The sequence below is a fragment of the Sinorhizobium psoraleae genome (assembly GCF_013283645.1).
GTDB classification, from domain to species: Bacteria; Pseudomonadota; Alphaproteobacteria; order Rhizobiales; family Rhizobiaceae; genus Sinorhizobium; species Sinorhizobium psoraleae.
Map to the genome: position 1 here is coordinate 1,092,084 of NZ_JABEKV010000003.1, position 26,242 is coordinate 1,118,325.

Sequence of the window (26,242 nt, forward strand, 5' to 3'; positions counted from 1 at the left end):
ATCACATGCTGTCTTCGCGTGGTGCATCCGCCGTCAGAAGCCTCTTGTCGAGACCGTACTTCTGCATCTTTTCATAGAGCGTCTTGCGCGAGATCCCGAGAGACTCATAGACAGGCTTCAAAGCCCCGCCATGGACCGTAAGCGCACCGGCGATAAGGTTCTTTTCGAAGGCGGCGACCTTGTCGGCGAGTCGCGCGCCGTTCACCTGTGTGGACGCGGCGTCGTCCTTTTCGGCTTCGAGTCCGAGCACGAAGCGTTCGGCTGCATTGCGTAATTCGCGAACGTTGCCGGGCCAGTCGCGCTCGGCGATTTCCGACGCCAGGGCAGGGGAAATCTCGGCGTCATCACGGCCGTAGCGCGCGGCGGATTCGCGCACAAGCTGCATGAAAAGCAGCGGAATGTCGGAACGGCGCTGGGCTAGCGGCGGCACCCGCAGTGTCGCGACATTCAACCGATAAAGCAGATCGGCGCGGAAGCGGCCGGCGGCAACCTCGCGCTCCAGATCGACTTTGCTCGTGGCAATGAAGCGTACGTCGAGCGGCACGATCTCGTTGGAGCCGAGCCGGGTTATGACGCGTTCCTGCAGCACGCGGAGGAACTTCGCCTGTAGGTCGAAAGGCATCGACCCTATCTCGTCGAGCAGGATCGTGCCGCCACGTCCGTGCTCGAACTTGCCGTAGCGCGGTCGCAACGCGCCCGGAAAAGCCCCGGCCTCATGCCCAAAAAGTTCGCTCTCGATCAGCGTCTGCGGAAGAGCGGCGCAATTGATGGCGATGAACGGGCTGTTGGCGCGGCTGCTCAGATCGTGGAGTGCGCGCGCCACGACTTCCTTGCCGACGCCCGTTTCGCCGATGATCAGCGTATCGGCGTCGGATGCGCCGATGGCGCGGACCCGGTAACGCAGGTCGACCATCGCCTGGCTTCGCCCCGGCAGCCGTTGCTCGATGTCGTCGCGCTTTCCTGCAACCGCTCTCAGGCGGCGGTTTTCAAGCACGAGACCGCGCCACTCGAGCGCGCGGCGAATGGTGCCGGCGAGCGTTTGCGCCGTGAAGGGTTTTTCCACGAAATCATAGGCGCCTTCGCGCATCGCTCGAACGGCGAGCTGGACGTCGCCATGACCGGTCACAAGGATGACCGGGACCTCGGCGTCGATCTCGCGAATGCGCTGCAGAAAGGTCATGCCATCCATGCCCGGCATGCGAATGTCGCTGATGACGACACCGGAAAAGCTGAAACCGATGAATTCGAGCGCGTGTTCGGCGCTGGCGAACGTGTCGACGCGAAAACCCGCAAGCTCGAGTGCCTGGGCGCTCGAATGGCGAAGCTCCTCTTCGTCGTCGACGAGCAGGACCCGGCTTTCGGTCATTCGGCAGCCTCCCGCTTGGTCCGGCTGCTCGCCGCAAGCTCGATGCGAAACACGGCGCCTCCCTCGACGTGGTTGGAAACCGTCAGGTTGCCGCCGAAATCCTTGACGATATTGTAGGAGATGGAAAGGCCGAGGCCGAGGCCCTTGCCGACGCCCTTGGTGCTGAAGAACGGGTCGAAGATGCGTTCGGCAATGGCGGATGCCACGCCAGGCCCACGGTCGCGGATCGTGATCACGACCTGGTCGCCCTCGCGTCTGGCTTTGACCGAGATTACACGATCATTGAGGCTCTCGACCGCGTCGGCGGCGTTGGAGATGACGTTGACGAGCACCTGTTGTAGCCGGACCGAGCCCGCCCGGACGACAAGAGGCGCGTCCCCGAGGTCGATGTTCACCGTGGCATTTGCTGCTTTGATCCGAGCCGCCACGATTTCCATCGTGTCGCGCATGACCTCGTCGAGAGGCACGGGGCCAAGCTTCTCATTGGGCTTGCGGGCAAAATTGCGCAGATGCCTGCTGATGGACGCCATGCGGTCGATGAGGCCGGAAATGCGCCTGATATTGTCGCTCGCTTCGGTCGTCCGCCCCCTCTCCATCAAGAGCGCAGCACTGTCGGCATAGGTCTTGGCGGCTGCAAGTGGCTGATTGAACTCGTGCGAGAGCGCCGCCGACATCTGGCCGAGGCCGGCGAGTTTGCCTGCCTGGATGAGATCTGCCTGGGTCTGGCGCAATTGCTGTTCGGTAAGCCGTCGCTCGGCGATCTCCTCCTCGATCTGGGCATTCACGCGTGCGAGATCTGCCGTGCGCTCTTCGACGCGGCGCTCAAGCTCGCTCTGGGCTTGCGCCTGCATCAGCAAGCGCTCCCTGAGGCGCGCACGGCGTTGCAAGAGCACGGCGACTGCAAGGCCGGCCAGCCCGCAAAGCAGCATTGCGGCGGCGACGGCGGTCATGGCCTGTGTCTTTACCGACGCCGTATCGATCAACACGTTCACAGTCCAATCGGCTTCCGGCATATATTGCGAAAGAACGAGGTATTCCCGACTCGTATCGCCCGTTGCGATCCGCATCAGTTGGTGATCAAAAAGCCTGCTGCGCGATACCGGCAACGGGCGGAGAACGGCATTGGCATAGCGGCGCGAGGCCTCGGTGCGCGCGAGCCGCTCGGGCGTGAGCGGCAGGATACCGGCGTAGAGCCATTCCGGACTGCCGCTCATGAAAATGATGCCTTCAGGGTCGAAAACGAACAGCTTGTACTCGCCCCCCTGCCAGGAGGCCTCGATCGTCTCGATATCGACCTTGAAGACAATGACGCCGCGGATTTCTCTGCCGATGTGGATCGGCGAACCGAAATAATAGCCGCGTTTGAGCGACGTCGTGCCGAGCGCATAGAAGCGGGACTGGACTCCCTTCAGGGCGTCCTGGAAATAGGGGCGATAGCTGAAGTTCTGCCCGACGAAGCTTGCGGGACCGTCGTAATTGCTTGCGGCAATCGTGTCGCCATCGGGGGTGATCACATAGATATCGGAGGACCTGAGAAGTTTGTTGATTTCCTTCAGATAGCTGTTGACGCTCTCGCGAAGCCGCCGGTCCTGTGGCCGCGTGGCCAGTTCCTTGACGTCATCGTGATCCGCGATAAGCGCGGGTAGCGCCTGGTAGCGATTGAGGTGGCCGCTCAGCGCGGAGACGGCAAGCCTCAGCGTCGTCGTCGCCTGCGCTGAGGCCTCCTGCATATAGCGGCGAGTAGCGATGGCATTGCCCTGCCAGGCAATAAGCACAGCGATGAATGGCAGAAGGCAGAGCACAAGCGCGAAACGATATTTCACAGAATGCCTGGCTCCTCCTCCATGCGTTCTTCTCGGGTGACCGATTTAGTCGATGGTAGGCATCGGCTCAACCGGTGGCAAGTGACTCATCGCTGTCGATTTTTCTCAACGAGCGGCTGAGTATGTCAACGCCGCGTTGACAATGCGTTTGTCCGCCTCAGCCTTTCGCAAAGGAGGGGAAGAGCGCATCTATGCGTCATCAACGAGCCCGATTGGAGACGGGCAGAAAGGAATATGACAATGCTCGACCAGATCAAGGGCCTGCATCACGTCACGTCGATGGCGGACGACGCCCGCACCAACAACCAATTTTTCACCAGCACGCTCGGCTTGCGTCGCGTGAAGAAGACCGTGAACTTCGATTCACCGGACGTCTACCACCTCTACTATGGTGACGAGACCGGGACGCCCGGCACCGTGATGACCTATTTCCCGTTTCCGCAGATGCCGCGCGGTCGCGCCGGCACCGGAGAGGTCGGGACGACCGTCTTCTCCGTTCCCGTCGGTTCGCTCGGCTTCTGGCGAGATCGCCTGAGCAAGCTTGGCGTCACCGGCCTCAAGGATGAGGAAACCTTCGGCGAGAAGCGCCTGAACTTTGCCGGCCCCGATGGCGACGGCTTCGCTCTGGTCGAGGCAAGGGACGATCCGCGCACACCTTGGACTGAGGGCGGCATTTCCGAGGACCACGCGATCCGTGGTTTCCATTCGGTCGCTATGCGGTTGCGCGATGAGGGCGCCACTTCCGAACTGCTCAAGTTCATGGGCTATGAGGAACTCGACCGGAAGGATGGCGTCACCCGGCTGATCGTGCCCGGCGGTAACAGCGCGAGCCTCGTCGATCTCGAAACGCTGCCGAACGTCAATCGTGCGGCGCAAGGCGCCGGCTCCGTGCACCATGTCGCCTTCGCGGTCGACAATCGCGAAAAGCAGCTGGAAGTACGCAAGGCGCTGATGGACACCGGCTATCACGTCACCCCGGTAATCGACCGCGACTACTTCTGGGCGATCTACTTCAGGACGCCGGGCGGCGTGCTCTTCGAGATCGCGACGAACGAACCCGGCTTTGCCCGTGACGAGGAGGTCGCTCATCTCGGCGAGGCGCTGAAACTGCCGCAGCAGCACAAGCATCTGCGCCCGATCCTGGAAAGCCACCTGCAGAAGCTTGAAGCGTAACCTTCCGCTCCGCTGCGGCCGAGATTCCTCCTCCGTTTCACGCGGGGGAGGGCGATGCAATTTGATGAGACGAGCAAGTATGGCACCGCCCGCGCGGGCGGGCCGGGTGTCAAGGAGAGTTCAATGGTCGACCACGGCTATGCGCATAAATTGAAAGCCGGCAAACCCGGCAGTCCGATCCTCTTCGTGCTTCACGGTACCGGAGGAGACGAAAACCAGTTCTTCACCTTCGGTTCACAACTCTTGCCCGAGGCAACGATCGTGTCGCCGCGCGGCGACGTATCCGAATATGGCGCGGCGCGCTTCTTCAGGCGCACCGGCGAGGGCGTCTACGATATGGCGGATCTCGCGCGCGCCACGACCAAGCTGGCAAATTTCGCCAAGACGCTTGCAGCCGAGCATGAAGCCTCGGAAGTAATCGGCCTCGGCTATTCCAACGGTGCAAATATCCTTGCCAATGTCATGATCGAGGAAGGCGTCTTTGACAGGGCGGTGCTGATGCACCCGCTGATCCCGTTCAAGCCGAAAGCCAATCCGAAGCTGGAGGGCCGGGGCATACTGATTACCGCCGGGGAGCGCGATCCGATCTGCCCGGCGCCACTGACGCAATCGCTCGCCGATTACTTCAACGCTCAGAAGGCGGCGGTGACCATTGAGTGGCATTCTGGCGGCCATGATATCCGGCAGAACGAGATTGCTGCGGTTGAACGGTTCGTGAAAGCCTGAAAGCCACGCTGGGTTGAACTAAGTTAGATAAACTAAGTTCAATCCAGCGGAGGCAGTGATGGAAACCGTCAATATTCACGGGGCCAAGACCCATTTGTCGCGGCTGGTCGAAAAGGCGGCGAGGGGGGAGCCGTTCATCATCGCCATGGCGGGAAAGCCAATGGTGAAGGTGGTTGCCCTCGATCAGCCTTCCGAGACCGAAAAGCGGCGGCTCGGCTTCATGACCGGCCAGATCGTCGTGCCGGACGATTTCGATCGTATGGGAAGCGATGAGATTGAAAATCTCTTCGGCACCGGCGGATGAATATTCTGCTTGATACGCGCATACTTCTCTGGGTAGCCGGTTGCCGCTGGAAGCCCGGGCGCTCATAGAAAGCCGGGAGAACATCCTCTTTTTCAGTGCGGCGAGCCTCTGGGAAATCGCCATCAAGCGCGGCCTCGGGCGCCCTGATTTCGAGGCCGATCCTCGGCTGCTGCGCCGCGGCTTGGACAACGGCTATGAGGAACTGCCCGTCAGCAGCGCACACGCGGTAGAAATCGACCAACTCCCCCCAATCCACAAAGACCCCTTCGATCGTATTCTGATCGCCCAGTCGATAGTCGAGGGTGTGACATTGCTCACCGCGGACGAGATCGTCGGAAAGTATCCCGGACCAATCCGGCTTGTCTGACCTTGCTACTCCAGCCGGCTACGGAACAGCCAGGCGGCGGCAGAAAGTGTCACGACGGCGATCAGGCAGAGCGGCACGGTCTGATGCACGACCTCGGCGAGCGGGATATCCTTCAGGAACACGCCTTTCACGATCACCAGAAAGTAACGCAGCGGATTGACGAGCGTGATCGGCTGCAGCCAGGACGGCATGTTCTCGATCGGCGTCGCAAACCCTGACAAGAGCATGGCGGGAACCATGAACAGGAAGGCTCCGAGGATCGCCTGTTGCTGCGTCATCGACAGCGCCGAGATGAAAAGACCGAGCCCGACGACGGAAGCGAGATAGAAGATCGCGCTGCCGTAAAGCAGAAAGAGCGAGCCGCGCAACGGCACGCCGAAAATGAACACGGCCGCCAGAATATAGACGGTGATGTGGAAGAGGCCGATCATCATCGGCGGTATCAGCTTGCCGATGAGGATTTCATGGGTGCGCAACGGCGAGACGATGAGCTGATCGAAGGTGCCGAGCTCGCGCTCGCGGGCGACCGACAAAGCGGTGACAATCAATCCGATCAGAAGCGCAATGCTTGCCACCAGGTTCGGCACCATGAACCATTGGAAGGTGAGGTTGGGATTGAACCAGTTGCGCGCCTCGACCCGGATCACGTCGGATGCCGCACGTTTTCCCGCTGGGGTCTCGGCGGCGAGCATGCCGACGATCTGGCTCAGATAACCGGAAACGATCTGCGAGGCGTTGGAGCGCCGCCCGTCGAGGATCAACTGAACTTCGGCCGGCCGTCCCGCTTCGATGTCGCGGGAGAAGGTAGGACCGATTTCCAGTGCCGCAAGCACGCGCTGCGTATCGATGGCGAACTGGACTTCCGCCGGGTTGTTCGCTCGGGTAATGGTTCGGAAGGTCGGCGACCCGCCGATCCGCTGGACCAGTTCCTGGCTCCACTGGCCGGTATCGCGATCGAGCACCATCAGATCGACGTTCTTTACCTCGAGCGTTGCCGCGTAGGAAAAGACGAGCAGCTGGATGATGGGCGGACCGATCAGGATGGCGCGACCCTTTGGATCGCGCAGCACCGCCAGCAGTTCCTTGATGATCAGCGCCTTCAACCGTGTCCACCACATGTCAGCCGATCCTCTTTCTGGTGCTGCGTGCGGCCAGCGCGAAGAAGACGCTGCCGATAAGAAGCATCATCGCGATCGCACGCGCGAACATCGGCCAGATGTCGCCGGCCAGAAACACCGTTTGCAGGCTGGGGATCAGATAGCGTGCGGGCACGATGAACGTGATCCATTGGATAACGGTCGGCATCGAATTGATCTCGAAGAGGAAACCGGAAAGCAGGAAAGCCGGCAGGAAGGCCGTTATCAGCGCGAGCTGCGAGGCGAGGAACTGGTTCTTGGTGGCGGCCGAGATCAATAGCCCCTGACCGAGGGCTGGCATCAGGAACGTGGCGGAGAGCGCGTAAAGTGCCGCCACCGAGCCGCGGAAAGGCACACCGAAGAGGAAGACCGCAAGCAGCACGCAGAGCGTCATCGACGTGAGCCCGAGAATGAAATAGGGCAAGAGCTTGCCGGCAAGGAGCTCGGCGGCGGAGACGGGTGTCGCCATCATCGCTTCCATCGTCCCGCGCTCCCATTCCCTCGCGACCACGAGCGAAGTCAGCAACGTGCCGACCAGCGTCATGACGATGGCGATTGATCCGGGAACGAGGAAATTGCGGCTCGTCAGCTCCGGATTGAACCAGAAGCGCTGTTCGGCGGCGATTGCCGGAGAGCGCCCCACGCCCTCGGTGAAACGCTGGCGCTCCCAGTTGGCGACCGTGCCCTGCGCATAGTTCTGCACGAAATTCGCCGTGTTCGGATCCGAACCGTCGACGATCACTTGGACTGCCGGGTGGCGTCCCGCGGCATGGTCGGACGCAAAGCTCGCCGGTATAACCAGAATGCCACGCACGCGGCCGAGCACGAGATCATCCTCGAATTCGCGACGGTCGTGGCCGTTGACGATGGCGAAATAGCGTGACGCTTGAAAGCTTGCGGCGAGATCGCGTGTCAGCGGCGTTACCTCCTCGACCACCAGTGCAACACGCGTCCGCGTCGTGTCGAGCGAAACGCCGTAGCCGAAGAGGAAGAGCAGGATCAGCGGCAGCACGAAGGCGATCAGGATGCTGCTCGGGTCGCGCACGATCTGGTAGCTTTCCTTGCGCACGAGGGCGGCGAAGCGCCGCGCCCTGCCGGCGCCCTGTTCACGGCCGTCGCTCTTGCGGATCCTGTTCATGCCGCTTCCTTCGCCTCCGAGCCCTGAACCAGCGCGATAAACGCGTCTTCCATCGTCGGATCCGGAAGGTGCTTGTTGGCGACCCGCTTCTTCATCTCATCCGGCGAGCCGAGCGCAATCGATCTGCCGCGATAAATCAGCGAGATGCGGTCGCAATATTCCGCCTCGTCCATGAAGTGGGTGGTGACAAGAACGGTCACGCCCTTTTCCACGAGGCCGTTGATGTGGGTCCAGAATTCGCGCCGTGTGATCGGATCGACACCGGAAGTTGGTTCGTCGAGAAAGAGCACTTCCGGTTCGTGCAGCACCGCGCAGGCGAGCGCCAAGCGCTGCTTGAGGCCGAGCGGCAGGTCCTTGGCGGACATGTCATGGATCGGCCGGAAATCGAAGATCTCAGTCATCAGCTCGATGCGCTCGCGCCGTTTCGGGCCGGAGAGCCCGTAGACGCCCGCAAAGAAGTTCAGATTCTGGGTGACGCTGAGATCACCATAGAGAGAGAATTTCTGCGCCATGTAGCCGAGCCGGTTGCGCGCAGCCGCCGCATCCCGCCTGAGATCGAAGCCGGCAACCCGACCTTCGCCGGCCGTTGGCTTCAACAGGCCGCAAAGCATCTTGAACGTGGTCGACTTGCCCGCGCCGTTCGGACCGAGCAGGCCGAAAATCTGGCCACGCGGGATATCGAAGGTAATATTGTCGGCGGCGGTGAAGTCGCCGAAGCGCTTCGTCAGGCCGCGCGCCTCGATCACCGCCTTGCCCTCTTCGGCGGCAAAGGTCCTTTGCGTTTCCGCAAGTCGCGAGCGGCCGCCGGGGCCACCGCCGAGCATGTCGACAAAGGCATCCTCGAAGCGCGGCGGCATTACGTCGGCACGCCAGGCCGTCGCGGCGCCGTTGCCGGCGAGCGACGGAGGCTCAAGACCTGCCTTCATCACGAGGCGGATCCCCTCGCCCTGAATGACACCGTCGACCACGCCTTCGTCATCGAGAAGACGCGCGAGCTTCTCGCGGCGGCGACCTTCGATGCCGCTTACCCGAAAGACGCGATCTTCGACGCGCTGCGTCATGTCCTGCGGCCGGCCGGCGAAAAGCAAGCGACCCTGATTGAACAGGAAGACATGGTCACAGGCCTCCGCCTCTTCGAGGTAGGCCGTTGACCAGACGACACCGATGCCCTCGGCCGTGAGGTCTTCGACCATCTTCCAGAGATCACGCCGCGAAATCGGATCGACGCCGACGCCCGGCTCGTCGAGCAGCAGAAGGCGCGGCTTGCGCAGAAGCGCGCATGCGAGGCCGAGCTTCTGCTTCATGCCGCCGGAGAGTTTTCCGGCAAGGCGCGTCGTGAAGCGCCTGAGATCGGTAAATTCGAGAAGCTCGCCAAACGTAGCAGCGCGCTCGTCCTTCGGCAGACCGCGCAGGTCGGCATAAAGGTCGAGGTTTTCCTGAACCGACAGGTCTTCGTAGAGGCCGAAGCGTTGAGGCATGTAACCGATTGCCGCCTGGATGCTCGCCGGATCCGTGCGCGTGTCGTAGCCGAGCACTTCGACCGTGCCCGCATCAGGCAGCATGAGCCCGGTCATCAGGCGGATCAGCGTCGTCTTCCCGGCGCCGTCGGGACCAACGAGGCCGGTGATCCGCCCGCCAGCAATCGTACCATCGATCGCATCGAGGGCAGGCGCCGGAGCACCGAACCGCTTGGTGACACCCGTCAACCTGACGAAGGGGGCGACATCAGGGGCGGGGGTCACGATGTGGTCTCCCCTGCTGTCGGGAGATGAATGGTGACCGGCATGCCCTGGCGCAGGTCCGTGCCGGGATTGGTGACCACGAGCCGCAGCCGGTAGACGAGATCCGTCCTCAGTTCAGGCGTTTCCACAGATTTCGGCGTGAATTCCGCGACGGGCGAGATGAAACCGACGGTCGCCTCGTAGGTCCGGTTGGGGGCAGTGTCGGAGGTAACTTTGACCTTCATCCCGGGATGAACGCGGCCAAGATCGGGCTCAGCGACATAGGCGCGAACCCAGACCGGTTCGGTCAACGAGATCACATAAACATTATCCGCCGGGGAGACGATGGCGCCAGTCTCGCGGACGCGCGACAGGACGACGCCGGCGTTTGGCGCGACGAGCTCGGCATCCTTGAGTGATGTGCGGGCACTTGCGAGCTTCGCCGTTGCGGCATTCACCTGCGCTTGCGCCGTGGCGATATCTTCCGCGCGGCTACCCTCTTCGAGCAGCGCCAGAGCCTGACGCGCCGAGGTCGCGCGTGCCGTAGCGGCGGCGCGCGTGGCGCTCGCCTGATCAAGTTCCGCTTGGGAAATGGCGCCGTTCGGCCGCAGTCGCCGCGCGCGCTCATAGGCGAGATTGGCATTTTCCAGCTCGGCGAGGCGCTCTTCGTGGAAGGCGCGCGCCTGCGCGATTTCCGTGGCCCGCGCACCCGCCTTGAGCTTGGCGAGCGTGGCGCTCAAAGCCTCGACCTCCGCTTTGGCTGCGTCGCACGCCTGCTCGAATGGTTCGGCGTCGAGCCTTGCAATCACGTCGCCGGCCTTCACGGCGTCGCCTTCGTCGACACGAAGCTCCGCGATGCGCCCGCTGACGCGAAAACCGAGCGACACCTGCCGGATATCGACATTGCCGTAAAGCACTGTCTGGCGATTGTCCTCAGCCCAGCCGAACCGCGCCGGCAGGTCGAGCCACCAGCCCCCGGCCGCAGCAACGGCGAGCAGGAGAGCGGGAACAGCGATTTTCTTCATGACTTGTGGTCCTTCTCAGCGCCGAGCACGGCAACGAGTTCGGCCGCGTGATGGCGCAGGATTTCGAGCTCGTGCGGCCCGGCGGTTTTCCATTCCAGCTGGGCATAGACGGCGGCATGGGCCATCCGAAACACGAGGACGCTTCCGACGAAGGACAGCGTCCTCAGGCGGATTCGCTCGGAGGCGGGATCATCGCCGAGAATGGTTCCGATGAGCCGCCGCGCCATCTCGATCATCGGCCGCATGATGCTGCGGTAGATGCGCGCAAAAGCCTCGGTGGGCTCCATCTGCTCGCGAATGATGAATCGCGCCCAGCTTTCCGATTGTTCGCTGACGAAGAGCACGATCATTCTCTGGACCATCTGGGTCAGAAGGGCGCGCGCCTCGGCAGGGGCCATTTCCTTTCCATCGGCATCGAGTTGTTCGAAGCGCGTGAGAATGGCGCTTCGCAAATCCGCGACATGGCCGCCAATGATCGAAGCCAGGTGCTCTGCAGCGGCGATATAGAGGCCTTCCTTGCCGCCGAAATAATAGGGGATGGCCTGTAGGTTGACGCCCGCCGTGTCGGCGAGTTTGCGGGTCGTTGCGCCATCGAAGCCATAGCGCCCGAAGACGTCGATGGAGGCGCTGAGGAGCTTCTCCCGGGTAACGTCGCCGCGGTCGGCTCGGAGCTGTGGAGTGGGGTTGTTGTCCTTCATCATGCGCTCACATTACCTCATTCAACTGATTAAGTCAATCGAATGAATTCGGGACAGGCTGCGGGCGTGAAGGGGCCGGCCGGCACGCGGAAAGCGGTTGGCGCTGATTGAGGCGAAATGGCTAAAGCCGCTTTTAAGGAGAGTCAGGCGCCCCGAGGGCTCAGGCGACGTTCAGGGAATCCTCGGCGCTGTCGAGCCGCCGCTGGAACAAGGCGGCGATAAGGTCGGACTGCGTTACGATGCCCACCACGCCGTTGTCCGCGTCGACCACCGGCATATGGTGCAGGCCCATGTCGGCCATCGGCGGGACGAGCTTTGCAATCATTGTTTCCGGCAAAGCCGACTGGACACGTCGCGTCATGATGTCGGACACCACACGCGGTCCCGTGGTCGGCAGACCGATAATATTGCCGATTCGCTGACGCAGGCCGATCTGCAGCCGGCCGTCGGAACTCAGCGTCGAGTGCTTCATGAAGTCTGTTTGGGTGATGATGCCGACAAGCCCGTCCTTTTCGGTTACGACCGGCAGGGCCTTGATACGGTGTTCGAGCAGCATTTTCCACGCTTGGCGGAGAGAGGCTTGCGGCGCAACGGTCGCAACGTCACGCGACATGATCTCTCCGCAGGTGATTTCGCCGGAGCGACGTTCGAACGCGCGGATCTGCGCCTGGTGAACAAAGGTATCGAGTTCCTCGGGGCTGATGTCGACGACCTCGCCATATTGCGCCAGCACGGCCTGCAGATCTTCCGGTACGACGCCGAGGCGATGACTGGGCAAAGGATCCTGCGTGTTGTGCGGGTTCGCGGCAGGCGCGAGATGCGGATAGCGACGGCCGGTCAGGTTGTTGAAGACGAGCGCGACGACAAGGATGAGAAGGGAGTTGACCGCGACCGGAGAGAGCACGAAGCCGTATCCGGCCTGGTGTATCGCCGGCCCGCCGAGAACGGCGGTCAGCGCGACAGCGCCGCTTGGAGGGTGAAGGCAACCGAGCATCAGCATCGCGCCGATGGCGACCGCAACCGCAACCGCGGCTGCAACAACTGGATCGGGAATAAACAGCGCGCAGGTTACGCCGACTGTCGATGAAACGACATTGCCGCCGAGGATCGACCAAGGCTGCGCGAGGGGACTAGATGGAGCGGCAAAGAGCAGAACCGCCGAGGCTCCCATCGGGGCAATGAGAAGCGGCAGGCTCGCATCGGCGCCAATGGCGAGCGAGCTGATAAATCCCGTCAGCAATATTCCGAGCAGGGCGCCGCAGGACGAGCGCAGCCGCTCCCATCGGCCGACGGGTACGAGGGATGGAACGAAACGCCGGAAGAAGACCGTGGCCCTGGACATGCATGCTCGCTGCGAAAGGAAGAATTGCACAGGCGCATAGCACGTGATCGCTGATTGAGCACGAAATTCGCATCCATAAAAAAGGGCTGGATTAAAAAATATGCATCGTGCCTATGAAATGTCCGGCGGACGTCAGGCTACCGCAGAAAAATCGATCGTGATCTTTGTTCCCTGATCGGGCGCGGTGTCGATTGAGACTCGCGCCTGGTGCAACGCGCTTATCCGGTGGACGATCTTCAAGCCGAGGCCGAGCTGACCCGAGCGTTTGATGTAGCCGAGGTCATCGTTATGTTCCGGCAAGTCGACCAACCCCTTGCCGTTGTCTTCCACCGAGACCTGCGGGCCGGGTCCGCAGGTCACCACGATGCGGGTGCCAGGCGGATTATGCTTGACGGCATTCTCGATCAGGTTGCGCAGCATGTTCTCAACGAGCGCCGGGATGACGGTGACGGGCGCCGTGCCATGGTCGGCGAACTCGATCGACTTGCCCTGGTCGAACACGAACGGCGCCGTCGTCTCCGTAACCTCCGCTCCGATCACCGAGAGGCTTGCCCGCTGGTAGGCCGAGGGATCGACGGCATCGGCGCGGGCGAGCGACGTCAGTTGCTCGAGGATGTGCGTGAGGGCGTCAAGGTCGCGCTCGGCATTGCGGGCACGCGGATCGGCGATGCGGCTCAGTTCCATCTTGGCGATTGAAACTGGCGTCCGTATTTCGTGGGCGATCGAGGATGAAAACACCTTCTGCGACTGTATCAGGTCACCAACGCGGGCGAGCAGCCGGTTGACCGCGCTGACAAGACGTTCGATTTCCAGCGGCATTCGGGTTGCCGGCAGGCGCGCGCCGCTGTCGCGCGGATCGATTGCATCGGCTGCCTTGACGGCCACTGCGACCGGGCGGAGAGCGCTGCGTATCGACCAGATCGTCGCGCCGATGACGAGACAGAACATCAGCGTCATCGGCACGATCATCGAATCGAACATCTCATGAAGCAGGGCGCTGTACATGAAGCCGTTCGGGTCCTTGAGGATTGCGAGCTCGACGAGAACCGGCACGCCATCGCGCTCGAAGGACTGGCCGCCGGCGATGCTGAACGGTTTGCCCGGGGCGATCAGCCGTTTCCAGAAGTTCGGCGCGTTGATGCTGAGCGGCAAAAAATGTGCGGCGCATTCCGTCGTGCAATTGGAGAAGAGCACCGAGCCGGAGGCGGTACGCACCCGGAGGTAGATCGCGCCATCCCGGCCGTGGCGTTCCAAGTAACGCTCGCGCAATTCATGATCCGGCTCGTAGGTGAGGACGCCGTCCCGGTTCGCGATCGCCCTTGATAGCGTCTCTGTCTCCTGCTGCAGCAGGAGCACGCTGAGCTTGTCATCGTCAAACCAGTAGTCGGCGAAGACTACGCCGATTTGCAGCGCCATCGCGAGCAATGAAAAGGCGACGATGCGCCGCGCAACAATGCCGATCAGCGACGGATTTGCTCTTTTCATGAAGCCGTCCTGAGGAGGTACCCTATTCCGCGCACGGTCTCGATCTGAACTCCGCTTTCGAGCGGCAGCAGCCGTTTACGCACTCGGGAAACGGCAAGCTCCAGCGCGTTCGAGCTGATCTCCTGTCCATATTCCGAGAGCGCGGTCTCGAGCCGGCGCTTCGGAACGACGCGGTCGACCTCGCGCATCAGGATCTCGATCAAGGAACGCTCGCGCGGCGGCAACGGAACGGTGGCGCCGGCGCAGGTAAGGTCGGCGGTCGCCGGATCGTAGCGCAAGGCCCCGGCCTCCAGCACCGGCTGTATAGCGTACGGATTTCGCCTCAGCATGGCCCGGCACCGCGAGAGCAATTCGCGATGATGGAAGGGTTTGACGAGATAGTCGTCGGCGCCGGCATCGAGCCCCATGATGCGTTCATCGACCGACCCGCGGGCCGTGATGATCAGCACCGGCAGTCCCGGATGCTCCTGCCGAATCCGCTTGATCAGATCGAGGCCGTCACCATCCGGCAGGCCGAGGTCGAGAAGCACGAGATCATGCTCCCGCGCGGCGATCGCCGCCTCGGCGTCCTGAAGGGTCGAGACCGCATCAAGCCGCCAGCCCGCATCACGCATGGTCTCTCCCACGAGTTCGATCAGGCGAGGGCTGTCTTCTACGAGAAGGAGGCGCATGGAGTTCCTGAAATCAAGCCTTCCGACGGACGGCCGCGATCGATCATATGAGGTTTTCCTCGAGGAGCCAACGTTCAACGAGGGCAGCAAAAGTGCGAGCCGGGTGGCGGCTGCCTTGGCAAAACAAACCGTATTAGCTGTCAAACAGCTGTCCGATTTTTCAAAAAATGCCGACGTCGTCCCGCTGTAGAGCTCCAACCATCTCCCGACAGGACTTCGACAGCTTGCCCGCAGTAGTGCCGGAGGGGGCCGACGTGGCGACGATCCGGCCGCACGCCGGCAAAGACGGCTGATGGCGCGTGCCTCCATCCGTCATGAGCCGTGGCTCGCCTTTTGGAGATCGTGTTTTGACCTTTTCAAGAATTCGCCGGCCCGAGATCGGTAGCGTGGTCTTGAGCGCCCTTGTTGCCGCTTACTTGCTCCTGGCCACCAACAATTCCTTCTGGAACCGTGCAGCGAGCTATTTCGATAGCTCAAAAGCGAGCCTGCTACTCTTCGGTGCCGCGCTCTACCTGGCGCTGTTTGCCATACTGATCCCGATGTCGATCAAATATCTGATGAAGCCGGCGCTGATTTTCTTCATCCTGGTATCGGCTTCCGCTTCCTATTTTGGCGACGCATTCGGTATCATCGTTGACAGGGACATGATCGGCAATGCCGTGGTTACGACACCGGCCGAGGCCAGTCATTTCCTGACGGGCAGCCTTGCGCAGCACCTGGTAATCTATGCTCTCCTTCCTTCGCTCCTTGTGGCGTGGGTGAAGGTCCGTCATCGTCGCTTTTTGCTGAAGTTTGTCGTCAATCTTCTTTTCTTTACTGTAGCGCTTTTTGCCGCTGGTGGTCTGATCTATTCCAACTTTGCAACATTTGCCTATGTGCTGCGCGAGCACACGGATTTGATGAAGAGGTTCAATCCTACCGGGCCGCTCGTCGCGGCGGCGCGCTATGGCCTTTCGACCTACCGGGAGCGCAATCTCGTCGTCCAGCCGCTCGGAACCGACGCGCGGCAGGGTGGCCGTATTGCACAAGCCGGGAAGCCGGTGGTCGTTGTCATCGTTGCGGGTGAGACGGCGCGAGCGATGAATTTTTCGCTCGACGGCTACGACCGCGAGACCAATCCGGAACTGAAGGCGCTCGGCGTCGTCAATTATTCCAATGCGACGAGTTGCGGCACGGCGACAGCAGTCTCGCTGCCTTGCATGTTTTCGGTCTACCCGCGCGATGAGTACAGCGACTGGAAGGCGCGTTCGACCGAGAACCTCGTACACGTCCTGACCCACGCCGGCGTGTCCGTAAGCTGGTGGGACAACAATACGGGCAGCAAAGGCATCGCCGATCTCATCAGCTTCGCCAGCATGACCAAACAGAAGGGTAGCCCGCTGTGCAGCAGGGGAGAATGCCTCGACGAAATATTCCTCGGAGAACTGGATCGCAAGCTTGGCGCTACGACAGGAAACAGCGTCATCGTGCTGCATCAGCTCGGCAGTCATGGGCCGTCCTACTATCGGCGTTATCCCGAAGCATTCCGCCGCTTCACGCCCGATTGCCGCACGGCGGAACTGATGCGCTGCACGACCGCCGAGATCGTCAACGCCTATGACAACACCATTCTTTACACCGACCATGTCCTCGCAAGCGTCGCCAAACTCCTGGAAAAGCATCAGGATCGCCTCGCTGGAGCGATGATCTACATGTCTGATCACGGCGAGTCGCTCGGCGAGAACGGTATCTATCTGCATGGCGCGCCCTATGCCATCGCGCCGAAAGAGCAAACGCGGGTGCCCTTCATCGCCTGGTTCTCCAAGCCATACCAGACGGCGATGGGGGTCGATACCGACTGCCTCGCCAAAGAGAAAGACCAGCCGAGATCGCATGACAATCTGTTCCATACGGTGCTCGGAATGATGGATGTGCAAACCAAGACCTACAATCGCGCCCTCGACGCGTTCGCCGCGTGCACACGCCCCGATGCACAAAAACCTGCATCCGGATTCCACGCCGTGGACAGCCAACCGGTTGTTGGTACGGCATCGGGCGTGCTCTGACACGCCAAGAGAGGGACACGATCAATCCCGTTCCCGCGCCAAGCTGTTGGCAGGGGCGCAAATCTGCTAGACTCGGCGAACGAGGATGCCATCCGAAGGTTTCTCGTAAATGGCCGCTGGGCGCCCGATCAAGTTCATCGTGACCTTGGTGGCAGAAGCGCGGAAGGAAGGATCGATCGATGCAGTTCGTCGGGATTCAGGTCTATGCGGAGCGCGGCGGCAAGACGGGTTTCACGGTCGAATTCGTGGGCGCGACCGGAGAGATCGTGTCGGTTTCCTGCCCGCAGAACGCCGAGGGCACCCTCAACCGGTTGAACGTCGTGGCGCGGGCAAAACAGGTTCTTGCCGCCGCGATCGGGGCGGACGAAGCTCTTCTCGCGATCTCCGGGACCAAGCGATCGCCATCCGTCCCGCAAGGCGCTCTCGCCAACGCGCGCCAGGCTCACGATCAGCACGCCATGGAAGAACAGCTGGAGGAGGGGCTCGAAGATACCTTTCCTGCAAGCGACCCGGTGTCTATCGTGAGTTCCGCGATCCCGAAGGGCTCTTCGCACAGTTGAAGGCTCCACGCGACGTGAAAAGGCTGCCGTAACGTTTTGAGTTCCCGTGTAATTTTTCACAAGCGGATTCTCTTCTGCAAAAATATGCGGTAGAGCTTGTGCCCCACAGCCGGCGCCTCCAGATTGGCAGCCCCCATTTCCAGCGACGGTCGATGCTCATCCAGCGGAGAACGCCGCCTTGGACGAGTGCAGGAGATCCGATGCATGAATGCCCGACGTCTCACCTTTGCGGTCGGTGACATTCACGGATGTTTGGCGCAGCTCGAAGCCTTGCTTTCAAGCATTGAATCCTCCGTGCCGGGAGGCAGGATCATTTTCCTCGGCGACCTGATCGACCGCGGGCCCGAAAGCCGTGGCGTGGTCGAGCGGATCATGGCAGGCCCGACAAAAGCCGGCTGGGAATGGCTGACCCTCAAGGGCAACCACGAAGAGATGCTGCTGGCTGCGCGGAGAGGCTATGCCGAGATGAGCGCCTGGCTCATGAACGGCGGCGACGAGACCATGGCTTCCTATGGCGGCGCAATACCCCTGAGCCATCTCGTCTGGATGGCGGAGAGGCCGTCGATCATCATCGATCGCTATCGCATTTTCGCGCATGCCGGGGTCGACGAGAACATCCCGTTGGACCAGCAGGGCGACGACATCCTGCTTTGGATCAGGACGCCGTCGAACCATTCCGGCAACTACTGGGGCAAGCATCTGTGCCACGGTCACACACCGAGCCGAAGCAATCCGAGGACCGTCGGCAACAGGACCAATGTCGACTCCGGAGCGGTCTTCGGCGGCGTGCTTTCCTGCGCCGTTTTCGATGACGACAGGCCGGGAGGCCCGATCGGCTTTCTCGTCACCGAGAGCGCGGACGGCTAGACGCTCGCTCCGGTAATATCCGCCTGAAAGCGGATTGTGCCGCCGAGCGCGAGGCGATACTTGTGCGCCTGTCGCTCGTATTCATCACCTGGAGGATTGGCTTGGATCATTTGAATTCGTCGCTTTTCACGAAAAGATTCGCGGCCCTGTTGTTCGATATGGACGGAACACTGCTCAACTCGATGGCCGTCGTCGAACGGGTCTGGGGAGCCTGGGCAGTTCGCAACGGGGTTGATCGCGAGATTCTGATGAAGTCCGTGCACGGCGTGCGTGCGGTCGATACGATCCGCAGACTTGGCCTCGCCGTTGATGCGGAGCTCGAAGCGCGCGAGCTGGCCGCAGCGGAAATTGCAGACGTCGACGGCATCATCGAAATTCCCGGCGCCGTTGCTTTTCTAAACTCACTGCCGCCGGAGAAGTGGGCGATCGTCACGTCGGCACCGCTTGAACTTGCCGTTCGCCGCCTTGCTGCCGCAGGTATCCCGACGCCGCGGCTAATGGTAACCGGCGAAGACGTCTCTGCCGGCAAACCCGATCCGCAAGGCTACCTTCTTGCCGCCGGAAAGCTCGGCGTCCGTGCCGAGGACTGCCTCGTCTTCGAAGATGCGCCGGCCGGCATTCTTGCGGGCACGTCCGCGGGGGCCGAGGTCGCGGTCATCACCGGCGCTCATGTTGCGGCAGCGGACGCGCCACATGTCACGCTCGCACACTACGCCGACGTCGAAGCTCGCCTCGGCGAGGACGGATGGTTGTCTCTGCATCGGCTTCATCGCTAACTCGCCATATCTGCATTCATGACATCCGTCGACGTACGTTGGACGCGCGGCGCTTCGGCATTGGCTGACCGAAACGAACGGTCGTTCATCGTCATGTAAGAAGTTATTCTATAAACCTTATAGACATTAAACCATCTTTTCTTATCGCGACACTCCTCGCCGGGCACAATCGCAAACTGTACCGTCGAACTGGCGGCCGAACCTTTGCGAGCGCTGAGAGGCGGACGACATGGCAAAGACATTGATTGTTCCTGGCCTTTTTGGCTCGAGCGAGGGACATTGGCAACGCTATTGGCTCGCCGATCATCCGGCCGCGGCAATGGTCGAACAACAGGATTGGAACCACCCAAGGCTTGCTCGCTGGCGGGGGGCGCTCGAAGCGGAGATCTTGAGATATGAAACGGTCCACCTGGTGGCGCACAGCCTTGGCTCCGTCCTCGTAGCAGCCTTGGCAGACCGGCCCGTTGCCACACGCGTGAGGAGTGCCCTTCTGGTCGCGCCGTGTGATCTTGACGAAACGGAGCGGCTGCATCCCGGCGCAATCGACTTCGGACCCATGCCAAATCGCCCGCTACCGTTTCGAAGCCTTGTGGTGGGTAGTCTTAACGATCCTTACATGCCCTTCGCTCGCCTGAAGTCGCTCTGCGAAAAATGGGGCAGCAGCCTGGTCGACCTGGGGCACGCGGGACACATCAATGTTGCGAGTGGCTATGGCCGCTGGACCCACGGCTATAATCTGCTCAGGGTCCTGGAGGGTATTGCGGATCTCAAACCGCACCCTCCAGCGGCAGGGAAGCTTAGGAACTCGCTTGCTGTTGTCGATGCCGGCTCCGGACTGACGCAGGCTCACCTGTCTTCGAACCGAACGGAGGGAGTGACGCCTTCCGCTCCTGCTTCGCGACTGAGCACCCGAACGGTTGCCGGCCTCCCCCGCAAGTCGTCCAGTCCGCGTTGACCGGCAATTAGGACGATCTGACGAGGATAGGCTGGAACGATGCGGCTGAAATGATCTACAGCGCCCCGGGCGGGAACCCGAAAGTCGGATGCCCCTCGGCTGAGGTCTGCTCCCGGCCGGGTTGCAGTCGTGGCGTGACTCCTTATGCTGCGACATTGCAACAACATATGTCGGAGTCAGAATCATCGCTCCATCGGGAGTTACGACATAGTCGTTGCAGCGGAGCAAGTGTTCAAGTGCTCAATTTACCACCTCCGCAACTCTCAAGGACCGCTTGAGCATCCTGAAGATCGACCGTCCCGTGGGTGTTAGAGAGACAGCCAAGGAGCGGCTTGAGCAGCTCACAGGCCTGCGCTCCAAGCCCCTGTGCTCGCCAAAGCCGGGCCAAACTCACCGCCGAGCGCAGTTCCCACATCTTCGCATCTTGCATGCGGGCGACGTCGAGGGCACGGCGGAAGCACGCCTCGATTTCGGCAGGATCGCACTCTGAGCTCGATGATATGAGTTCGCCCTTGAGCCGATGCAGCTCCGCCTCGCACCAGCGGTTGCCAGTGCGCGCGACAATGGTAAGCGCCTCGTCAATCAAGGTGCTACCCTCAGCAAAACGATCAGCCTTTCCATGCGCCTCCCCGAGTAGGCCCATCGCCCAAGGCGCCGTCATTCCTGACCCGATCGCCTGCATCCCAGCCAGCCCGTTTCGCAACCGCTCGATACCTTCCGCGATCAGGCCCCGCTCCGCCAGCACCCACCCCTGCAGGAAGACTCCCTGGGTGTGCCAGAATGGAAATTCGTGTTCGGCCGCGAACGCCAACGCCAACTCCGCCGCCTCCTGCGCCTTGGCGATGTCGCGTCGATGCACGTGCAAAATCGCCGCCCATGTCAGTACATAGGCACGGCTGAACAAATGCTCGAGCCTCAAGGTCATGGCGAGCGCCTCGTCCATCAGCTCCAGCGCCCGGTCATCGTGGCCGAGATACCACAGCGCCATACCGCCACGGCACAGGCAGATCGGTCCTCCATCCTGTCCATAGAGCGCTAGATGGGCCCGGTGCTGGGCGATGTCGTACTGGCTGATTCCGTGCTCGAAGTGCTTCCATGCCGAGGCGAATTCGCCGCGCCAGGAGCAGGTAATGCCCAAAGCATAGGACGCTTCCACCACGAGCACAGGATCCGAGATCTGCTGCGCCAACCTCAGAAGCCGTTCGCCAAGGTCCCGTGCCGCGGAAAGCTCGGACCGCACGGCGTGATGAATGGTGAGACCGAGGAGCACCGGGAACAGCCTGGGCGTTTCCGGGATCCGCTCAGCCAAGTTGAGAGCACGGTTGTAGACGCGCTCGACCTCCGGGTGGCCATAGCCCTTCGCGGCGGTAAGCACTCGTCCCATGGTGATCAACAACGTCAGCTCAAGCTCGAGGCGCTCCGGTCTCTCGGGCATCTGGGCGAGCAGGTCGAGTGCCTTGGCCAAATGGCCGATGGCCTCGGCGTTCGCCGCACGCTCGTTTGCGCGCTCGGCGGCCCGGTGCCAAAACACGAGGGCTTGCGGCAGCTCTCCTGCCTCCGTCAGATGATGGGCGAGGAGCTCCGGCTGAGCGGACACGACATGTGGGACGAGTTCTTCGAAGACATGCGCAATACGGCGATGTAGTTCCCGGCGGCGGCTCTTGAGGAGCGACTGATACGCGGTATCTCGGACGAGCGCGTGCTTGAAGCTGTAGATCGCGTTAGGGGGACTTCCGCGCCGAAAAACCAGCTCAGTAGCAACCAGTTGATCAAGGCTCCTCTGCAGCTCATGCTTATCGACCACTGCTAACGCCGCAATCAGCTCATAGGAGAACTCGCGCCCAATGCAGGCGCCGATCTGGGCCACCACCTTGGCCCTGCCGAGGCGGTCGAGGCGGGCCATCAGCGAGTCGTATAGTGTTACCGGGATCGCCAGCTGCGGCATATGTGCAGCCCGTCCAAACTGATCGCCGGCCACTCCCAGGAGACCAGATTCGAGCATGGTTTTGGTCAACTCCTCAAGGTACAGCGGTACGCCATCGGTGTTGGCCAGGATGTAATCGAGCATGCCGGCAGGCAGTGGCTTTCCGCCGGTCAGCCGTTCGACCAGCGATTGTGCGTGCACCCGGTCGAGACGATTCAGGACCACCTTTGTCACGTGCGGGTAACTACGCCAAGGCGGGACGAACTCGGGCCTGTGGGTAATGACCAGCAGCACCGGGAGCTGCCGTATGTGGTTCACGAACAAGCCGAACAGCTCAAGGCTACTCGCGTCCAGCCAGTGAGCGTCCTCAAGCACCAGGAGCACCGGCTGCTTCGCAGCAAGTCTGGCAAGCTGGGCGATGAGCACGCCGAATGTTCGGTTCTTACGCTGTTGGGGCGCAAGATCCAGCACTGGACAGCGGCCGGAGCCGGGAATTCCGAGAAGCTCGGCCAACAATGGGAGCGCTTCGCCCAGCTCACCCACCTGTTCCGCGATCAGCGCCTGGAGTTTGGCGAGCTTCACGACCGATGAATCCTCGCGCTCAAATCCAGCTTCCTGTTCAAGCTGGGCAATCACCGGACGAAGCGCGCTGTTGACGTGGTATGGCGACGCGAAGTAGCGGCGCAACCTGTGTGGTTCTCGAAAGAGACGCTCGCGAAGGGCCAAGGCGAGACGCGACTTGCCAATTCCGGCCTCACCCTCGAGCAGGACGACCTGACCTTCGTTGGCCTTGGCCTGAGTCCAGCGATCGACCAACAATGTGAGTTCCGGGTCACGGCCGACCAACGGCAGCACGGTCGCGTGACCGGCCTCGAAGCGGTCGTCGCCACGCACTTCGCCGAGCACCCGAAACGCTTCCGCCGCCCCGGAAAAACCTTTGATCGGCTGCAGTCCGATGCTTTCGAGCTTGAACTGGCCCCGCAGCAGTGCGCGCGTCGCTTCAGCAATGACTACTGTGCCGGATCCTGCCAACGTCTGTAGGCGGGCCGCCAGGTTCGGCGTTTCACCTACGACGCTGCATTCCTCGGCCTCGCCGGTGCCGATGATGTCACCCACCACGACCAGGCCAGTGGCGATTCCGATCCGAACAGCCAGGTGTTCGCCTGCCGCATCCAGCCGATCGACAGCCTCAACGACCGCGAGGCCGGCCCTCACGGCCCGCTCGGCATCTTCCTCGTGAGCCTGCGGATAGCCGAAGTATACGAGGACGCCGTCGCCCATATACTTGGCAACAAAACCGTCGTACCGGCCGACGATCTCGGTGGCGCAAGCACGGTAGGCAACGATCGACTGCCGTAGGTCTTCTGGATCGAGGCGGGCGGAGAGTGCTGTCGATCCAACGAGATCGCAGAACATCACCGTAAGCTGTCGCCGTTCCGCCTCGCTGTGGATTGGTGACACGGAGGGACGGAGTGCTGCCGCGGGCGGCGGCGACTGCTGAGCCAGGGTCGCGGCCGCCCTGAGAAAACGCTTGCGGTCACCAAGAGACAGTCCGAGCTCCTTGAGGTCGGCATCGGTGAGATCGTCGACGACATCGAGATCGATGCCGTTCTTCAAGAAGGTTTGGCGATACTGCTCAAGCCTGATGCTGGCGAGCCATTCTCCGATGTCGGGCATGACCTAGCATCCTCTGACATGGTCGAATTCGGCTTGTTCTGAGGCGCTTTCCCTACGAGTCGAGGATATTAAACCTGTGGCCCTGGTCAGTCCTCGTCAATTCAGTCCCACGAGCAGCAAGTGGTCGACCACCACCGCCTTTCCTGAAGGCTCGTCCGGGTTCGCGATTAGCCGCGTGAAGCTAAATCCCCGGAGCGGGAATGAAAGCATCGGAAAGGCTGTGCTCAGTGTGATTTGAGTGATTACAGTTTATTGTAAGAATGCGGCCGTTTCAGTTACCTTGGGCACTTTCATGACGAGAATTAGTTGCCACAACCGGGTCTTGGTGTGCTCAACCGGCTGGCGCTGAAATGCATGAAGGCGTGGGCCTTGGAGATCTTCTCAAGCCTGAAAAAATGGAGGCATCAGCATCTCCGGCCGCCTGGCGAGGATGCCGTTCGGATCCTGTTAACCCGGACGGCGAATGAAGGCGCCCTGCCGCTGGAACTTGTCAGCCACAGTGAAGCCTACCCTGCCTGGTTCCGCACCAAGGTATTGCAGGCGCTCGAGGACACACGACCGGACGTCGATGATGCTGACGCCGATGCGCACTTTCGCGAGCGCCGGGCGGCGGCCTTGCACAAGGCCGTGGCGGGTGACCGTTGAGGCTTGTCTGGGCACAGTACGCCCTTCACGATCGGGACGCCATCTTCAGTCACATTGAACTGGGGCTTCCTGGTGCGTGACCTGGTGGTTTGGCTAGATTTCTCCACTTTGCCGCTTAGCTGCGATGTCGGTTTCCATCTGGAACAGCAAGTTTCGCGTAACACGCGGATCGACCATCTCGGAATTGAAGGCAATTGCCGTGATCGCTATCGCGCCAGAGCGAAAGCCGGGATCATGCGTCGGAAGTTCCGAGGGCTCTCGTACTTTCATCTGGAAAGCAACTTCGTTCGTCAGCGTTGTCATCGGATCGTAGCGCGTTGCACGTGCAACAAAGAACTGTTCGTTTTCCGGTTCCCAAGCGATCTCGTTGTTGTTGGACCGCATGTAGCGCTCAAACTCATCGAGGGTGAAATGAAGGTTGAGCGATGTCATGCCCTCAGTCATCAACTTGCTTCGCAGCGCCGAGGAGGGCTGGCCTTCGGGGAAGGCCGTTGCCATGCGCCTCTCTGCAAGCTGCGTGGGCAGATCGGGTCGGAATGCGAGTTTGTATCCGGTCATGAGAACAGTGAAACCGGCGGTGAGTGCGAAGGCAAACTTCCAAGACTGAAAATATTCAGCGTTCATAGCAAACTCCATGCGGCATCACTCGCGCCTGCAAGTGGCTGCCGGAAATGACGATGTTTGGGGATTAGGCTTCGACCGATGCCCAGTCTTCGATCAGGGCCCAATTGTCCCGAGGCGGCTGCGAGATATGGGCGGTTCCAGAATGGCGGGTGCTTTGTCCCGTGGTGGCGATCACGGTGTACGAAACGAGGAAATCCCCGGCGAGATTGAGATTGTAGGCGTCCAGAAAGGTGCCCGTACCATCCTCGACAGTTCCCAATGCGCTCACATGCGGCAGGGTGTCTTCGTGTGCTTCATCGAAATCACCGCCAAAACCGCTGAAAAAGCGGAAGAAAGTAAACTGGCGGATGAACTCGCAGCGCGCGAACGAGGATCTCATCGCCGTAAACTTTTTTATCTCTGTATGCTTCGATTGGCGGCCTTAAGGGATTCTTCGGCGTCCATGATTCACGGAGAAAAAATGGCTGACTATTGGCGTGGCGACTTTTACGGGCAGAGCGACAACATTTTGGGTGGTGCACGGCTTATGGTGCTGGGCGAGGCCCATTATCATCACAGCGCTCCAATCGGCTCCGAAATCCCCGAGATAACGAACGATGTAGTCACTGCTTACGTCGACGGGCGACTCGGTCCCAACGCCCAGTTTTTCAGGCGCGTGGAGAGACTGGTCACGAAGCGTCTGAATGACGGGCTGACTCGTGAGCAAACTGCCGCATTTTGGCATTCCGTGATTTTCAGCAATTACATACCGGTTATTGCGGGAAACAAACCCGGCGACCGTCCGCCGGAGGAGCTGTGGAATGGGGCGGCTCCCCACGAATTCATCGAGAATGTTAAAAGGACAGAGGCCGAAATAGTTCTGGTATGCGGGACGGAGTTGTGGCGTCGCAAGCCGATCCATAAGGCGATTTCTGCGGCGTATCAGGCCGGTTCTCGCCAGTACGAGGCGCATGAAATCAACTGGAGCCCGGAGTGGAGGGCGGTCGCCGCGCACATACCGCATCCGTCGGGTTCGCGCGGATGGTCCTACAAGAGGTGTGTGCCGGTCGTTGATTATCTTTTCACCGCCCTGAATGAACGGCGGCTTGCAAAGGGCTTGCAGGCCCCGGTCATTCTTCCGGCGTTCGCATTTGCCAACGGTCAGTCGGCGCAGGAATCTGCCGATGCAGTCTGACGGTCTCACACCTGTGCACG

At 61.2% G+C, this 26,242-nt stretch carries 23 protein-coding genes and 2 pseudogenes; 12 read left to right on the forward strand and 13 right to left on the reverse strand.

All coding sequences use genetic code 11. The features are described 5' to 3' along the window. Position 1: 1 nt before the first annotated feature. Together ILFOPFJJ_RS20705 and ILFOPFJJ_RS20710 are read right to left on the reverse strand one after the other, a co-directional pair. Entirely contained in the window at positions 2-1,366 is a 1,365-nt protein-coding gene (locus ILFOPFJJ_RS20705; protein WP_173512430.1) for a sigma-54-dependent transcriptional regulator, read from the reverse strand. Further along, complete coding sequence (locus ILFOPFJJ_RS20710; RefSeq protein WP_173512431.1) at positions 1,363-3,189, reverse strand: sensor histidine kinase; 1,827 nt, start codon at positions 3,187-3,189, stop codon at positions 1,363-1,365. The genes ILFOPFJJ_RS20705 and ILFOPFJJ_RS20710 overlap by 4 nt, the downstream gene beginning before the upstream one ends. A gap of 240 nt (positions 3,190-3,429) precedes the next feature. On the opposite strand from ILFOPFJJ_RS20710, the gene ILFOPFJJ_RS20715 reads away from it, so the two are divergent. The 4 genes and pseudogenes from ILFOPFJJ_RS20715 to ILFOPFJJ_RS20730 all read left to right on the forward strand — a co-directional run bounded on the left by ILFOPFJJ_RS20715 (position 3,430) and on the right by ILFOPFJJ_RS20730 (position 5,759). Then, a complete protein-coding gene (locus tag ILFOPFJJ_RS20715; RefSeq protein ID WP_173512432.1) occupies positions 3,430-4,362 on the forward strand; it encodes a VOC family protein in 933 nt (310 codons plus the stop codon). A 123-nt stretch (positions 4,363-4,485) separates the two neighbouring features. Continuing rightward, positions 4,486-5,088: an alpha/beta hydrolase gene (locus ILFOPFJJ_RS20720; RefSeq protein WP_173512519.1), complete on the forward strand. Its 603-nt coding sequence runs from the start codon at positions 4,486-4,488 to the stop codon at positions 5,086-5,088. Positions 5,089-5,146: 58 nt separating this feature from the next. Beyond that, a complete protein-coding gene (locus tag ILFOPFJJ_RS20725) occupies positions 5,147-5,392 on the forward strand; it encodes a type II toxin-antitoxin system Phd/YefM family antitoxin (protein ID WP_173512433.1) in 246 nt (81 codons plus the stop codon). Beyond that, positions 5,389-5,759 (forward strand): annotated as a pseudogene (locus tag ILFOPFJJ_RS20730) (type II toxin-antitoxin system VapC family toxin). Before ILFOPFJJ_RS20725 ends, ILFOPFJJ_RS20730 begins: the two are co-directional and overlap by 4 nt. Before the next feature lie 5 nt (positions 5,760-5,764). On the opposite strand, the gene ILFOPFJJ_RS20735 reads toward ILFOPFJJ_RS20730, so the two are convergent. The 8 genes from ILFOPFJJ_RS20735 to ILFOPFJJ_RS20770 form a co-directional block, all read right to left on the reverse strand. Beyond that, a complete protein-coding gene (locus ILFOPFJJ_RS20735; RefSeq protein WP_173512434.1) occupies positions 5,765-6,877 on the reverse strand; it encodes an ABC transporter permease in 1,113 nt (370 codons plus the stop codon). A gap of 1 nt (position 6,878) precedes the next feature. After that, complete coding sequence (locus ILFOPFJJ_RS20740) at positions 6,879-8,033, reverse strand: ABC transporter permease (RefSeq protein ID WP_173512435.1); 1,155 nt, start codon at positions 8,031-8,033, stop codon at positions 6,879-6,881. Then, the gene (locus ILFOPFJJ_RS20745; RefSeq protein ID WP_173512436.1) at positions 8,030-9,775 is read right to left on the reverse strand and encodes an ATP-binding cassette domain-containing protein; all 1,746 of its coding nucleotides are present in this window, start codon (positions 9,773-9,775) and stop codon (positions 8,030-8,032) included. The genes ILFOPFJJ_RS20740 and ILFOPFJJ_RS20745 overlap by 4 nt, the downstream gene beginning before the upstream one ends. Then, complete coding sequence (gene hlyD, locus ILFOPFJJ_RS20750) at positions 9,772-10,779, reverse strand: secretion protein HlyD (protein ID WP_173512437.1); 1,008 nt, start codon at positions 10,777-10,779, stop codon at positions 9,772-9,774. Before hlyD ends, ILFOPFJJ_RS20745 begins: the two co-directional genes overlap by 4 nt. Then, positions 10,776-11,480 carry a CerR family C-terminal domain-containing protein gene (locus ILFOPFJJ_RS20755; RefSeq protein WP_173512438.1) on the reverse strand — a complete coding sequence of 235 codons (705 nt, stop codon included), beginning with the start codon at positions 11,478-11,480 and terminating at the stop codon, positions 10,776-10,778. Before ILFOPFJJ_RS20755 ends, hlyD begins: the two co-directional genes overlap by 4 nt. A 157-nt stretch (positions 11,481-11,637) precedes the next feature. Beyond that, positions 11,638-12,819 carry an HPP family protein gene (locus ILFOPFJJ_RS20760; RefSeq protein ID WP_173512439.1) on the reverse strand — a complete coding sequence of 394 codons (1,182 nt, stop codon included), beginning with the start codon at positions 12,817-12,819 and terminating at the stop codon, positions 11,638-11,640. A gap of 132 nt (positions 12,820-12,951) precedes the next feature. Beyond that, positions 12,952-14,304, reverse strand: a complete 1,353-nt coding sequence (locus ILFOPFJJ_RS20765; RefSeq protein WP_173512440.1) for a sensor histidine kinase — start codon at positions 14,302-14,304, stop codon at positions 12,952-12,954. Beyond that, positions 14,301-14,975: a response regulator transcription factor gene (locus ILFOPFJJ_RS20770; protein WP_173512441.1), complete on the reverse strand. Its 675-nt coding sequence runs from the start codon at positions 14,973-14,975 to the stop codon at positions 14,301-14,303. The genes ILFOPFJJ_RS20765 and ILFOPFJJ_RS20770 overlap by 4 nt, the downstream gene beginning before the upstream one ends. Between ILFOPFJJ_RS20770 and ILFOPFJJ_RS20775 the strand changes: the two genes are divergently transcribed. The 6 genes and pseudogenes from ILFOPFJJ_RS20775 to ILFOPFJJ_RS20800 all read left to right on the forward strand — a co-directional run. Beyond that, positions 14,974-15,165, forward strand: coding sequence for a hypothetical protein (locus tag ILFOPFJJ_RS20775; protein ID WP_173512442.1), 192 nt, complete (start codon positions 14,974-14,976; stop codon positions 15,163-15,165). The two genes, ILFOPFJJ_RS20770 and ILFOPFJJ_RS20775, sit on opposite strands and share 2 nt — an antisense overlap. 124 nt (positions 15,166-15,289) lie before the next feature. After that, the gene (locus tag ILFOPFJJ_RS20780) at positions 15,290-17,020 is read left to right on the forward strand and encodes a phosphoethanolamine transferase (RefSeq protein WP_376741438.1); all 1,731 of its coding nucleotides are present in this window, start codon (positions 15,290-15,292) and stop codon (positions 17,018-17,020) included. Positions 17,021-17,199: 179 nt separating this feature from the next. Beyond that, positions 17,200-17,580: a hypothetical protein gene (locus ILFOPFJJ_RS20785; RefSeq protein WP_173512444.1), complete on the forward strand. Its 381-nt coding sequence runs from the start codon at positions 17,200-17,202 to the stop codon at positions 17,578-17,580. Between the two features lie 204 nt (positions 17,581-17,784). Further along, positions 17,785-18,447: a metallophosphoesterase family protein gene (locus ILFOPFJJ_RS20790; protein WP_173512445.1), complete on the forward strand. Its 663-nt coding sequence runs from the start codon at positions 17,785-17,787 to the stop codon at positions 18,445-18,447. Between the two features lie 101 nt (positions 18,448-18,548). Next, positions 18,549-19,223: an HAD family hydrolase gene (locus ILFOPFJJ_RS20795; RefSeq protein WP_173512446.1), complete on the forward strand. Its 675-nt coding sequence runs from the start codon at positions 18,549-18,551 to the stop codon at positions 19,221-19,223. Between the two features lie 229 nt (positions 19,224-19,452). Further along, a pseudogene (locus ILFOPFJJ_RS20800) lies at positions 19,453-19,977 on the forward strand (RBBP9/YdeN family alpha/beta hydrolase); the annotation flags it as partial. Between the two features lie 433 nt (positions 19,978-20,410). Here ILFOPFJJ_RS20800 and ILFOPFJJ_RS20805 read toward each other — a convergent pair. Then, complete coding sequence (locus tag ILFOPFJJ_RS20805; protein ID WP_173512448.1) at positions 20,411-23,779, reverse strand: AAA family ATPase; 3,369 nt, start codon at positions 23,777-23,779, stop codon at positions 20,411-20,413. 306 nt (positions 23,780-24,085) lie between these two features. On the opposite strand from ILFOPFJJ_RS20805, the gene ILFOPFJJ_RS20810 reads away from it, so the two are divergent. Further along, positions 24,086-24,424 (forward strand): hypothetical protein, encoded by a 339-nt coding sequence (locus ILFOPFJJ_RS20810; RefSeq protein ID WP_246299701.1) that lies wholly within the window; start codon positions 24,086-24,088, stop codon positions 24,422-24,424. A 93-nt stretch (positions 24,425-24,517) separates the two neighbouring features. Here ILFOPFJJ_RS20810 and ILFOPFJJ_RS20815 read toward each other — a convergent pair whose 3' ends face one another. Both ILFOPFJJ_RS20815 and ILFOPFJJ_RS20820 read right to left on the reverse strand, forming a co-directional pair. Further along, a complete protein-coding gene (locus ILFOPFJJ_RS20815; protein WP_173512449.1) occupies positions 24,518-25,048 on the reverse strand; it encodes a hypothetical protein in 531 nt (176 codons plus the stop codon). Positions 25,049-25,112: 64 nt separating this feature from the next. After that, the gene (locus ILFOPFJJ_RS20820) at positions 25,113-25,307 is read right to left on the reverse strand and encodes a hypothetical protein (RefSeq protein WP_173512450.1); all 195 of its coding nucleotides are present in this window, start codon (positions 25,305-25,307) and stop codon (positions 25,113-25,115) included. A 9-nt stretch (positions 25,308-25,316) separates the two neighbouring features. On the opposite strand from ILFOPFJJ_RS20820, the gene ILFOPFJJ_RS20825 reads away from it, so the two are divergent. After that, positions 25,317-26,222 carry a hypothetical protein gene (locus tag ILFOPFJJ_RS20825; protein ID WP_210267489.1) on the forward strand — a complete coding sequence of 302 codons (906 nt, stop codon included), beginning with the start codon at positions 25,317-25,319 and terminating at the stop codon, positions 26,220-26,222. Positions 26,223-26,242: the final 20 nt, after the last annotated feature.

Bases quoted from the DNA above. Each gene is read 5' to 3' on its own strand.
- ILFOPFJJ_RS20705 (WP_173512430.1), bottom strand. From the start codon at position 1,366: ATGACCGAAAGCCGGGTCCTGCTCGTCGACGACGAAGAGGAGCTTCGC.
- ILFOPFJJ_RS20715 (WP_173512432.1), top strand. From the start codon at position 3,430: ATGCTCGACCAGATCAAGGGCCTGCATCACGTCACGTCGATGGCGGAC.
- ILFOPFJJ_RS20720 (WP_173512519.1), top strand. From the start codon at position 4,486: ATGGTCGACCACGGCTATGCGCATAAATTGAAAGCCGGCAAACCCGGC.
- ILFOPFJJ_RS20725 (WP_173512433.1), top strand. From the start codon at position 5,147: ATGGAAACCGTCAATATTCACGGGGCCAAGACCCATTTGTCGCGGCTG.
- ILFOPFJJ_RS20735 (WP_173512434.1), bottom strand. From the start codon at position 6,877: ATGTGGTGGACACGGTTGAAGGCGCTGATCATCAAGGAACTGCTGGCG.
- ILFOPFJJ_RS20740 (WP_173512435.1), bottom strand. From the start codon at position 8,033: ATGAACAGGATCCGCAAGAGCGACGGCCGTGAACAGGGCGCCGGCAGG.
- hlyD (WP_173512437.1), bottom strand. From the start codon at position 10,779: ATGAAGAAAATCGCTGTTCCCGCTCTCCTGCTCGCCGTTGCTGCGGCC.
- ILFOPFJJ_RS20755 (WP_173512438.1), bottom strand. From the start codon at position 11,480: ATGATGAAGGACAACAACCCCACTCCACAGCTCCGAGCCGACCGCGGC.
- ILFOPFJJ_RS20760 (WP_173512439.1), bottom strand. From the start codon at position 12,819: ATGTCCAGGGCCACGGTCTTCTTCCGGCGTTTCGTTCCATCCCTCGTA.
- ILFOPFJJ_RS20765 (WP_173512440.1), bottom strand. From the start codon at position 14,304: ATGAAAAGAGCAAATCCGTCGCTGATCGGCATTGTTGCGCGGCGCATC.
- ILFOPFJJ_RS20775 (WP_173512442.1), top strand. From the start codon at position 14,974: ATGGAGTTCCTGAAATCAAGCCTTCCGACGGACGGCCGCGATCGATCA.
- ILFOPFJJ_RS20770 (WP_173512441.1), bottom strand. From the start codon at position 14,975: ATGCGCCTCCTTCTCGTAGAAGACAGCCCTCGCCTGATCGAACTCGTG.
- ILFOPFJJ_RS20780 (WP_376741438.1), top strand. From the start codon at position 15,290: ATGAGCCGTGGCTCGCCTTTTGGAGATCGTGTTTTGACCTTTTCAAGA.
- ILFOPFJJ_RS20785 (WP_173512444.1), top strand. From the start codon at position 17,200: ATGCAGTTCGTCGGGATTCAGGTCTATGCGGAGCGCGGCGGCAAGACG.
- ILFOPFJJ_RS20790 (WP_173512445.1), top strand. From the start codon at position 17,785: ATGAATGCCCGACGTCTCACCTTTGCGGTCGGTGACATTCACGGATGT.
- ILFOPFJJ_RS20805 (WP_173512448.1), bottom strand. From the start codon at position 23,779: ATGCCCGACATCGGAGAATGGCTCGCCAGCATCAGGCTTGAGCAGTAT.
- ILFOPFJJ_RS20815 (WP_173512449.1), bottom strand. From the start codon at position 25,048: ATGAACGCTGAATATTTTCAGTCTTGGAAGTTTGCCTTCGCACTCACC.
- ILFOPFJJ_RS20825 (WP_210267489.1), top strand. From the start codon at position 25,317: ATGCGGCAGGGTGTCTTCGTGTGCTTCATCGAAATCACCGCCAAAACC.